This is a genomic window from Paenibacillus sp. Y951, from assembly GCF_056786395.1.
Genome location: NZ_JBXCIY010000025.1, coordinates 47,438 through 55,690 on the forward strand (window position 1 = coordinate 47,438; position 8,253 = coordinate 55,690).

Here is an 8,253-nt window from a genome sequence, read left to right on the forward strand (position 1 = left end):
ATGATTGGCTAACGTAGGTTATTCGACATCGAATATGAAGCGAACTTGGAAAGTACGGTTCGCGTGTACCAATAACGTACACTTGCGCTTCCGTCTTTCTCAAGTAGCGCTTCATCATCTCGATTCTGAAAGCCCGCATTTTGAACCTTTATTGGAAGGGGAAGTTCAAAAAGCAGGCTTTGATAACGATGATTGGCTAACGTAGGTTATTCGACATCGAATATGGAGCGAACTTGGAAAGTTTAGCATGTACCAATAACGAGAGGATGTGTTAGGAGTGAGCTTGTGTGGGCATTCGGATCATCGAGATAAAGAAGAGATGCAGCAGCTTTGCATCTCTTTAGTGCCGATCTTTAATCATTTGCCAGTAGATGTTATGAAGGAGATTGCTAGTACGACGAAATCTAACTACTATGAGCGTAATGAGGAAATATTCGAGGCAGGGACTAATTCCGATAGCTTATATATTGTGCATCGAGGTAAGGTGAAAGTATATCGGCTATCGGAATTAGGTAAGGAGCAATTAATTCGCATATTAGAGCCAGGTGATTTCGTGGGCGAACAAGCTTTATTTACAGAGTCGGTACATGAAAACTTCGCTGTAGCATTGGAGAAAACGGAGCTATGCGTCATGCAGCGTAATGACTTACAAGCTTTATTACTGCAATATCCAATGATCTCGTTCAAAATTATGGAGGAATTTAGTCGACGTCTTGGTCAAGCGGAAAAACAAGTAAGCAGTCTTACTTCAGAAGCTGCTGAAAAGCGGATTGGCACTTACTTGGTTGAGCTAGCTGAAGGTCAACAGGTAGCCTTGATTACATTGCCCATGACGAAGAAGGATCTTGCCTCCTATCTCGGTACAACACCGGAAACCGTTAGTAGGAAGCTAACAGAATTTCAAGAACAGAACTGGATCGAACAAGTAGGACAAGGTATTATTCGCATTATAAATAGGGATGCATTGTCAGCGCTATAACTTAAGTATGCCTCCCCATCGAAAGCTAAGCATGAGCTTTTGATGTCTGTTTCTTACAGAAACATTGTAGGGCCGCGTATACCAATTTGACGGACACCAGAGACCTTATTTGCTATGTAGGTCTCTATTATCCATTTTACCGGACACAGATGCACTTATTTCACATATTTTGATACAATTGGACTTCATTAAGGGCAAATAACGGATTCTCTGTCCTCTAGAATGCCATTCGACCCTGATATTCACAAATAACGGTTTCTGTGTCCTTTTAGGTTAATGTAGGCACGCACATACCAATAATGTACACTTGCGCTTTTTCTCCTGCATGTAAAGCATCTAAAATAAATTTTGTATATCATCCTCTTATTTACTAAACAACGAAACGGTATTATTCAGTTCACTGACAGCTAATCCTATTAACTTGAGTTTATTTATAGTTTCAAACTATAAGTGAGATAGGATATATATATTTCCCTTACAGATGGAATTGTAACAAAATGTAACTAATACATGATTGATTCGTTAATTATAAATGTTCGTTGTGAGGTGCGCTAGTATTAGGTATATATCATGAAGTCTAAGGAGCTGGACTACTATGGATTCAAATCAAGTTTGGAAGTCGGAGTTGTACGACAAAAGATTAAGCTTTATTTCTGAATTCGGCAAAGATGTCGTTGAACTGCTTAATCCACAAAAAGGGAAAGTATCCTTGATTTGGGCTGTGGCACAGGTGATTTGGCATATGAAATATCAAGCCATGGAGCGAGCGTTATCGGTATGGATTTCTCTAAAGAGATGATTGAAAAGGCTCGCAAAAAGTATCCTCTTATTAATTTCGAGCTTGAAAACGGTGAAGATTTTACCGTTAAACAATCCTTCGATGCTGTCTTTTCGAACGCAGCGCTGCATTGGATGAAAAATCCCGAGAAGGTGTTGAAATGTGTATGGGATGCACTCGTTACTGGCGGAAGGTTTGTTGCTGAATTTGGAGGCTACGGTAATGTTGCTGCTATTATTAAGGCAATCAATGACGTATTTGCAGAGGATTACGGAAAAGATGCTACCATATACAATCCATGGTACTTTCCAACGATAGGAGATTATAGTTCTTTGCTAGAGAAGCAAGGTTTTCGAGTAACGTATGCGGTTCATTTTGATCGACCAACGAAACTAGAAGACTGTGAAAATGGATTAAGAGATTGGTTGACCTCATTTGCAGACAACTATTTCAAAGATGTCGGAGAAGCGGAGAAAAACATTATAATTGAAAAATCCGCCAACAAAGCTAGAGCAGAGCTATTTCAAAATGGTTCTTGGTATGCGGATTATAAGCGGATAAGAGTTATGGCGATTAAACAATAACTCCGCGTCAAGCGAAAGAAAAACTAGAAGGTCACGATCTACAAACCCTCCAGGACACCAGGGAAAAATAGAGCCAGAAACGATGTAGCTATCGTTAGTTTCGATGTCATGCTGATACAGAGCAAGACGTAAATTTATCGGATTAATCTCTGTAAAGGAAGCGTCCTTCCACAAATATTGATCGGTATCGATCCACTTTATGTTCTCTTTTTTGCTATTATATTTTGCTAGAGTGCTTTTACCGGTGCCAGAGGCACCGATGATTTGGATTTTCATGGGGTCTCCTTAGTTTTACGTCAAAGATATTTGTGAGAATAAGATTTCTAGAACTAGGAAGATTTTGTTTTCTATGTTATGAAGCATCACCAGCATCCTTGGCATTGGGGATTGAACTACGTGTTTGATGACGCAGAGATGGCGCATGAGGCCTTCGAAACTTGCAAGCCATATTGTGGAAATATGGAGTGTTTACTATGGGGAAATTGAAGGTTGAGCTTGAATATTACGAAGACAATGAGGAATTATTATGAAAAGATCATCATTATTATTAATTTCATTATCAATAATTCTTTTGCTTTGCGGTTGTTCATCAACAAATACAGGTGTTATTGAGATCGGAAATTCAGTGTTGAATAACTTTGAATTAAAACAATTACCTAATGAATACGAATATCCAGATCAACATATAACTACAGTACCAATTCAGCGAGACAAAAGCTGAGCGCATCGTACGTGAATCCCCGAATTCATCACACAACCCTTGTGTTAGTCAACGTTTCGTTGACTAACTGCTTATAATTCAATATACTTTAAGAACAAATAAAATAATTCAAATGTTAAAGAGGTGCTTATGATGACAACGATCTTCGAACAAGTTGGAGAGAGGATTACTACATGGTTAAGTGAAAATGGTTATACACAGAATGACTTAGCAGAACGGTTAGGAGTTTCAAAACAAGTGATGAGTAAAATCATGTTAGGTCAAAAGTCCATAAACATTAAGGAAATTCAGCAAATTTCCGAAGTAATGAATATGCCGATCGACAAATTGATGGGTACCCCATTTAGGTCAAATGGTATTGAAGATCCCATAATGTTTATGATTGGAAATCTTAAACATACAAATGGTCGTACAAAAGAGAAACTCCAGTTCCTGGATCATGTTATGGATGAGTTGATTGAACTTGAAGAGCTGACAAAGGAACATAACCAAGGAGAATTACGATGAAGTTACCAAAACTAACCCTTGTGGAAATGCAGGAAATTGAATCTAAAGTATTAGCGAAGTTGGCTGTTCTACGTAAAACAGGTAGGATTTTGCGGGAAGAGATATTCGCGATCGTCGAAGAGGGAGCAACGCTACTTAAATATCCAATTCAAGATGACGAACTATGTGCTTTTGTTTGCAAAAAACAGGGGCATCTTTTTGTATACATAAATACTTATATTCCCTTAGAAAAACAAATCTTTGCGGCGGCACATGAGCTATATCATATATGGTACGATCAAGAACAATTAAATAAACCTGAACTGCTTAATAGCAACACGATTGAAAATAGAACAGAAAATATCGGCGAACTAAAGGCAAACTTATTTGCTGCGATGCTGTTGGTTCCGAAGGAGATTTTAATTAACCAACTTGAATCACTAGATATTAAGAAAGAAAAACTCGGAATGAGTGATATCATCAGATTGATGGCTATTTTTTTAGTTCCTTACAAAACCATTGTACGACGTCTTTATGAGATCGAATACATTACCGAAAGTCGAATGAGGGACTTAATTGATATTCCAGATCGTGACCCGGACAGCGGTGTTTTGTTACAACGAAAGATTCTTCAAATAAACGACTCCTCGCAAACTCGGACAGGAGAGATGGCTTTCGAGGGACTGGTTGAAAATGCTTTGGATGCATATGGAAAAGGTTTAATAAATGAGAAGAAGTTATCATATTTATTGTCGTTGATTCAAAAGTCCCCTGATCATTTTGGAATTCATTCCGATGAGGTTTTTTCTGATGAGGAGTGGGAAGCCGTTATGGAGGACTACGATGGTGATGACTGAATATAAATGGGATAAGGCCATTATAGACACTGATTTTGCTATAAAGATGAATAAATTAAATGATGTTGATGCTATTATTGAATACCTGTCGGCTTTAGTAAGGAAGTTATATATTCATGAGTATGTATACGAGAATGAAATATTTACACCCAAGAGAACAAGAATACAGATTGATCATTTAGTTAGCGAGGGCAAAGCTGAGATTGTCGGTATTGAATATTTTAAGGATGACGATTATAGCAAAATGGTATACGAGGATACGATTACTCTATTAAAAAATGCAGATCCCAATACGAAAGTTGGAGGAAAAAACTGGGGAGAGACATTATCCATCGCTTTTGCGAAGGCAACGGGTATGCAGTATTTTTTATCTGATGAACGAAGCCTGCAGGAGTTTCTTGATATTCATATGAACACTGGAATGAGTGAAAATATCACTACGGTTAGAGTCAGTGATTTTATTATCGCTATGAAAGAAGCAAATTATAAAAGGAAAGAAACATATATGCTTTGGATGGCTTGTCAAGGAAGGGAAAACGCAGACTGGGCAAAAGAGATGTTTAGAAATCAACTTTGGCAACTGAATAAATAATGAAAATCCTTGGTGCTTTCCAACGATAGGAGAATATAGTTCTTTGCTAGAGAAACAAGGTTTTCGAGTAACGTATGCAGATCATTTTGATCGACCAACGCGATTAGATGATGGTGAGCATGGATTGAGGGATTGGTTAGCATCCTTCACAGATAGCTATTTCCAGGGGTTCGGTGAGCAGGAGAAAAACATTATATTTGAAAAGGTCGCTAGCAAAGCAAAGGATCAATTATTCCAAAATGGCTCTTGGTATGCCGATTATAAACGGATACGAATAATGGCGATAAAGGTTTAAAGTTGCTTGGTACCTCCTTGGACACATCTAGTGTCTATTAATTGACCCAATTGTCTAAGGAGGTATTATTACATACCGCTAGTAGAACAAATTAATCATAGAAAGGATTACTGCAATAGTACAAACAATTACTGAAATAATACTGAGAATATAAGCTCTTACACTACTACGGTATAATTTCTTACTACGGTTTAATTCGTCCATGATGGTATCACCTCCCTTCTTAGTAGTGACTTTTGATTAGTGGTGATTTTCTTACAATGAGCCGATGATGCAATACGCATGTAATGAGAAGATAAGTTTCATAGCTGGCAATAAAATCAACGATTTCCTCTTCACAATGTTCATTCATATAGCCTGCAGATAAATTAACAGAAGGAATACCAAATGATTGAGATAGTATTCTCGCATCACTTGAGCCGCCAGCGGTCATTTTCCAGTCCGACATTCCAATTAGTCTTCCTGCCCGTTCAAATAACCGGCCATATTTTCTAGTGCAAAATGGGATCATATCTGCATAGGACGTAACGATATCTCGAGTAGATCTTCTATCCACAACAATAGCTGCATCTACATCTTTTAGAAAATAGGAGTCTAGTTTGCTGGACCCGATTAATCCGATTTCTTCCTCAACTGTAAATGCTATTTTCAATGTTCCTGTAAAGTCGATTTGGTCTATATGATCTATTACTTCTAAAATGATAGCTATGCCTGCGCGATCATCTGCCCCTAATATACCGTGAGAAGATCGTAAGTAATTATTATCTTGGATAATTAATCTGTCTTGCTCGAGTTCTGAATAGATATCCATATGTGAACAAAGTAAAATAGTAGGTCCCTCTCCTTTATAGAAAGTAGCGCATAGATTTCCAGCAGAATCGACATATATGTGATTAGCGGTATGTTCTAGCTTGGAATAAAGATATTGTCGTATTTGTTCTTCATTACGACTTTCCCCTGGTATAGATAGCAATTGAATTAAAGAATTCTTGAATTTCGCTATGTTTTGAGGTAGTGGTACTGCAGATTCAAGTGTCAAATGATAAAGTCTTTCAGCTAGTTCCAGAAGTAATTCTAGCTGGCCACCGCAATCTAATGTAATTCGATTAGGTAATATAGAAAGCATCAAACCTGCTGGTGCTATTTCTTTTAATAATTCAATTTGTATCGTAGTAAGAGGCGAAAGCATCCCAATTACAGGTAAGCGAGATTTATGTGGTTGACAACTAAATAGGGTATACATTTGTAGATCATTCATCCAACGACAGATTCCCTTCAAATAGATATCAATATCTGCAAGTGGAAGTTCTTGTTGTGTAGGATCTATTAAAGTTTCGCCGCCAATGCGGAATTCATAAGATGAAGCTTTAAGAGCCTTCATCCATTCTTCTTCTGAAATAGTTGATAACTGTTCAATATCTTTACCTAATTTCATTAATGTGCTATTGAGCAGTTTATTTGCTATACTTGGTTCCCCCTTATATTCTGCAAACTGATCCGTTTTCTGGATTCCATATCGAGCTAGTAATTGTGTTGTATTCATATTGAATCATCTCCTTTTTTCTTGTAAGGTTAGTGTAATATACGAGTGTGACACGCAGTCACAGTGAAATAGGAGTGATCAAGAGTGATCGAGGAATATGATGATGGATTTCCGTATGATATTGAAAAGAAGTATGAAATCGAATATAAAACTGCAAGAAAAAATAGAGATAGAGAACAAATTGAATATAATAAGGCAGCATTAGTCAATTTATATGTACGTTATGGAGAGCAATACAAGGGCTCAAAGCAACCAGACCAAGAGGCAGCAAAAATATGCTTACTAAAAGCTTTAATACTACAAAAGGATCATCCCCCTGCTAATTATCGTTATGCGCATCTTATGTATTTGGATAAAGAGTATGAGGCATCGCTTCATCACTTCAAACTAGCGTTAGAAAGTCGTCATAAGAGAATTTTAACGGATACTCAGCGGATGATTGCAAATATTATTAAAGCAAAATGCGGAGTTTTGTTGGCCGAAGAAGCTGAAGAAAAAGTTCATATGTACAGTATGCAAGACACTCAAAGTATGGATCCTAAAGAGCAGGAAAAACGGCGTCGCTATCTTGAGCAATTTGCTAGAGATAATGAAGAACGACGTCAACGTCTTGATCAATTGATCACTGATTATGAAGAAAGATTAGAAGAGTGCATGTACATACGGGTAGATCCGAAGAGTGTTGAAAATATATCAGATGAAATGTATGTACAAGAAACTAAGGTGGTAAAAGAAAATGAACTAGTTATTAATTATGGTCTGTACAAACGAGAGATACTTTATAAGGGGATGCAACCAATTGCTATATCGCTAACAGAATTATTTGTTTTACATCATATTATGATGTCTTCGCTATATCTTGAAGCAAAAGATATCCGAGATAAAATTGAAGCTTTAGAAATAGATGTTACAGTTACAGTCGATTCGATTCGCCAATGTATAAGTAGATTAAAAAGAAATATCCCATATTGGGGTGAAATTATAAGTTCAGATATAAGAGGAAATTATGCAGCACGATGTAGGTACAAAGATATAGAGTATAAGCTGTTGTGTCATGTTAGTGTTGAGTATGAATTGTGGTAGTAGGACTGGTTAGAGGATTGTAAATGATTAATGCAATGGCGTCTGTGTTTAACAGACGTCTTATTTTTGTGGGGCGTGCCCAGAGGCACACATTATCTAGTTGGTGAAAGTCCAACCGAAGGAGGGACCAAGCCACCTTCGTAGCTGGGATACCTGCGTATGGCGAAATCTGTGCGTAGAAGCGTATCAACGAAAGTACCTGTCAGAGATAGGGCGAGCAACATGCCAGGCCGTAACATAAAGTGAATCCTGCCGCGTCGTCAAAAAGGCCTCGCAAGAGGGACAAGAGGAAGCTGAGTCTCGCTCATATAGACGAAGGCCAAGGAAGCTGAATA

At 37.7% G+C, this 8,253-nt stretch carries 11 protein-coding genes; 10 read left to right on the forward strand and 1 reads right to left on the reverse strand.

Annotation, left to right across the window (positions count from 1 at the left end; translation table 11 throughout):
* The first annotated feature begins 4 nt into the window (after positions 1-4).
* From AC1TPB_RS22685 to AC1TPB_RS22725, 9 genes are all read left to right on the forward strand, one after another.
* Positions 5-205: a hypothetical protein gene (locus AC1TPB_RS22685; protein ID WP_482078557.1), complete on the forward strand. Its 201-nt coding sequence runs from the start codon at positions 5-7 to the stop codon at positions 203-205.
* A 72-nt stretch (positions 206-277) separates the two neighbouring features.
* The gene (locus AC1TPB_RS22690) at positions 278-979 is read left to right on the forward strand and encodes a Crp/Fnr family transcriptional regulator (RefSeq protein ID WP_482078558.1); all 702 of its coding nucleotides are present in this window, start codon (positions 278-280) and stop codon (positions 977-979) included.
* 595 nt (positions 980-1,574) lie between these two features.
* Complete coding sequence (locus AC1TPB_RS22695; RefSeq protein ID WP_482078559.1) at positions 1,575-1,778, forward strand: hypothetical protein; 204 nt, start codon at positions 1,575-1,577, stop codon at positions 1,776-1,778.
* A complete protein-coding gene (locus AC1TPB_RS22700; protein WP_482078560.1) occupies positions 1,715-2,341 on the forward strand; it encodes a methyltransferase domain-containing protein in 627 nt (208 codons plus the stop codon). Before AC1TPB_RS22695 ends, AC1TPB_RS22700 begins: the two co-directional genes overlap by 64 nt.
* Positions 2,342-2,867: 526 nt before the next feature.
* Positions 2,868-3,062: a hypothetical protein gene (locus AC1TPB_RS22705; RefSeq protein ID WP_482078561.1), complete on the forward strand. Its 195-nt coding sequence runs from the start codon at positions 2,868-2,870 to the stop codon at positions 3,060-3,062.
* A 129-nt stretch (positions 3,063-3,191) separates the two neighbouring features.
* Positions 3,192-3,569 (forward strand): helix-turn-helix domain-containing protein, encoded by a 378-nt coding sequence (locus AC1TPB_RS22710; RefSeq protein WP_482078562.1) that lies wholly within the window; start codon positions 3,192-3,194, stop codon positions 3,567-3,569.
* A complete protein-coding gene (locus AC1TPB_RS22715; RefSeq protein WP_482078563.1) occupies positions 3,566-4,405 on the forward strand; it encodes an ImmA/IrrE family metallo-endopeptidase in 840 nt (279 codons plus the stop codon). Before AC1TPB_RS22710 ends, AC1TPB_RS22715 begins: the two co-directional genes overlap by 4 nt.
* A complete protein-coding gene (locus tag AC1TPB_RS22720; protein ID WP_482078564.1) occupies positions 4,392-4,997 on the forward strand; it encodes a hypothetical protein in 606 nt (201 codons plus the stop codon). Before AC1TPB_RS22715 ends, AC1TPB_RS22720 begins: the two co-directional genes overlap by 14 nt.
* Before the next feature lie 43 nt (positions 4,998-5,040).
* Positions 5,041-5,292 (forward strand): hypothetical protein, encoded by a 252-nt coding sequence (locus AC1TPB_RS22725; RefSeq protein WP_482078565.1) that lies wholly within the window; start codon positions 5,041-5,043, stop codon positions 5,290-5,292.
* A gap of 223 nt (positions 5,293-5,515) precedes the next feature.
* Here the strand turns inward: AC1TPB_RS22725 and AC1TPB_RS22730 are convergent, their stop codons facing one another.
* Positions 5,516-6,835, reverse strand: a complete 1,320-nt coding sequence (locus tag AC1TPB_RS22730; protein ID WP_482078566.1) for a M28 family peptidase — start codon at positions 6,833-6,835, stop codon at positions 5,516-5,518.
* An 84-nt stretch (positions 6,836-6,919) separates the two neighbouring features.
* Here AC1TPB_RS22730 and AC1TPB_RS22735 point away from each other — a divergent pair, with 84 nt between their 5' ends.
* Positions 6,920-7,918 carry a hypothetical protein gene (locus tag AC1TPB_RS22735; RefSeq protein ID WP_482078567.1) on the forward strand — a complete coding sequence of 333 codons (999 nt, stop codon included), beginning with the start codon at positions 6,920-6,922 and terminating at the stop codon, positions 7,916-7,918.
* Positions 7,919-8,253: the final 335 nt, after the last annotated feature.

Coding starts and splice junctions, on each gene's coding strand:
- AC1TPB_RS22695 (WP_482078559.1), top strand. CDS start 1,575: ATGGATTCAAATCAAGTTTGGAAGTCGGAGTTGTACGACAAAAGATTA.
- AC1TPB_RS22705 (WP_482078561.1), top strand. CDS start 2,868: ATGAAAAGATCATCATTATTATTAATTTCATTATCAATAATTCTTTTG.
- AC1TPB_RS22710 (WP_482078562.1), top strand. CDS start 3,192: ATGATGACAACGATCTTCGAACAAGTTGGAGAGAGGATTACTACATGG.
- AC1TPB_RS22715 (WP_482078563.1), top strand. CDS start 3,566: ATGAAGTTACCAAAACTAACCCTTGTGGAAATGCAGGAAATTGAATCT.
- AC1TPB_RS22720 (WP_482078564.1), top strand. CDS start 4,392: ATGGTGATGACTGAATATAAATGGGATAAGGCCATTATAGACACTGAT.
- AC1TPB_RS22730 (WP_482078566.1), bottom strand. CDS start 6,835: ATGAATACAACACAATTACTAGCTCGATATGGAATCCAGAAAACGGAT.